This window comes from Bacillus marasmi (assembly GCF_902168435.1).
In the GTDB taxonomy this organism is placed as follows: Bacteria; Bacillota; Bacilli; order Bacillales; family Cytobacillaceae; genus Bacillus_BU; species Bacillus_BU marasmi.
In genome coordinates this window covers 1-2,022 of the sequence record NZ_LR656202.1, presented here as the reverse complement: position 1 = coordinate 2,022, position 2,022 = coordinate 1, and the positions used below count along the sequence as shown (strand labels likewise).

Annotated in this window: 2 protein-coding genes; both read right to left on the bottom strand. The window is 37.4% G+C overall.

Translation table 11 applies throughout. The features are described 5' to 3' along the window. Positions 1–25: 25 nt before the first annotated feature. Positions 26–514 carry an SMI1/KNR4 family protein gene (locus FXW34_RS22710; RefSeq protein WP_147536291.1) on the bottom strand — a complete coding sequence of 163 codons (489 nt, stop codon included), beginning with the start codon at positions 512–514 and terminating at the stop codon, positions 26–28. Beyond that, on the bottom strand, positions 511–1,731 hold the full coding sequence (locus tag FXW34_RS23525; protein WP_147536290.1) for an HNH endonuclease: 1,221 nt from the start codon (positions 1,729–1,731) through the stop codon (positions 511–513). The genes FXW34_RS22710 and FXW34_RS23525 overlap by 4 nt, the downstream gene beginning before the upstream one ends. Positions 1,732–2,022: the final 291 nt, after the last annotated feature.

The following is a 2,022-nucleotide window of genomic DNA, read 5'->3' as shown; positions in this document are numbered from 1 at the left end:
AATTTAAACTTTTTTACATAAATCCTTAGTCATGCAACTTATCTAAAAATGCCGTAAAGGATTCTGCAACATAAAATACATTTTCTCTTGCACGTTCTTCAGCCTGCTCCTCTGATAACCCCTCTTCCAGTATTAACATTTCCTTTTCCCAAGCGTTTTCATGTTCCCAAAAAACAACAATTGGATTATCTTCATGATTTTTATAATCAAAACAAATTAAGTTTCCTGAAGGGTCGAAGGCAAAAGGAATTATTTTTTGGGGGATTGTATCCTTATAATCATTGAAGACTTCTAGTATATACTCATCATCTTCAGCGTCAAATGTCAATAGTGTTCCAAAGACTCTTTCTTTCCCGTCAACTTGAAATAAATCTGGACTAACATGTGCTCCATTATAATTCATCGCAATTTCTATATACTCTAAAGGCAATTTAACACCTAATTTTTCTCCCACTTTCTCCACTTCTATTTTAGTCACAGGGTCATCCCAGGATCTCCACTGAATATTACTCATCTAATACCATCTCCCCACAATTTATTTCCACCTAAATGATTCACTTTATGCGTCTTAGAGACTACAAGTTGCATCTTGCCTGGTACCTGGTGATGATGCCAAGTTAACCCTTTTATTCTAGCTTCGCCATTTTCAATATCTCTAACTTGTTTTAAGGTAAATAAATCCTTAGATATTTTTCCTTGCTCAATTGCTTCATTTAATAACCTTGTACATTCTCTAAATTGTGTCTCGTCAGTTGCTTTAAATAGACTCTCTTTTAGTTTCAATGAAAATTTAACATCCTCACCTTTAAATATTGGAAAACCTAATACATCATAATCTACGCCTTTCACGTGTTTTCCCCCTGCTAATCCCTTATTAACTATATTATGCTGTGGTGAAGCATTTAAATAATCATCCAAGTGCCCCACTACTTCTTTAAATTCTTCTATACTATCATAACCATATTCCTTAATTGTTGTATCATCTACCACTTTCAAAAAGTCTTCTACACTTTCATAACCTTTTGGAACAATGGACCTATTTATTAAATTTCCGTTTATATCATAATCGTTTTTTATTACTTCATCAATTTCAGAACGGTAAATATCTATGTGAGTACCCTTATTTCCGCCACTACTACTCTTAACCCCTTCAATCCTACTTACATAATCTCTTAAACCATTTTCAATACTATGTGTATTGACGGCTGAATCATGGGCTAATACTTTATTGCCCATTGTATCTTTCACGAGCTTTATTCGAAGTGGGTTAAGATTTTTCGCTCCGGTAGCCACTTTATCCGCGACTTGTGCTACCTCTATTGTATCTTTTATAACCTTATTTTTCACGATATTGGCGCCGTTTTCGAAGGCTGCTTCTGCTCGTCGCAGACGGTCTGTTCCAAACTTGGATGCGGTTTCTACTAAGTTACTAATACCAGAAGTAGCTCCCTGTTGGACGCCACCTTTCACACCGGAACTTAAGCCTAGCTTCCCCATATTATCACTAATACCTGTGAGGCGAATGGTGCTGCTGAATTTCGTTAAGCCGCTGACGCCTGGGACAATATCGAGCGGAGCCAACAATCCTCGCACCCATCGTTCAGATGTCTCAAGTTCCCGACCTGAGACTAAATCCTTTCCAGACACAGCTGAACTCAATTCATAAGCACCATATACAGCTCCCAACGCCAATCCTGCCGGCGGGCAGATTAGCGTTGCCCCAATAATCACCACTAATGCACCAATCTGAAACCAGAATTCTTTGTTTCCTGCGTGACACGAATCGATTCGTATTCGAAAGCTCGTGTATTGACAATGGCCTGTTGGTATTCCCTTTGCGAAAAATCTTGATCGGGATATTGAGCTCTTTCCAAGCCTCGTATTCCAATTTCATCTGTTTTCCGTAGAAATTGTCACCACTAAAAATATTCTCCAGGTATAAAAACAAAAATTTTTATCGTCAATATTAATTTCTAAATAAAAAACACTCTTTGCCAAAAGGCAAACGAGTGCTTTATTTCG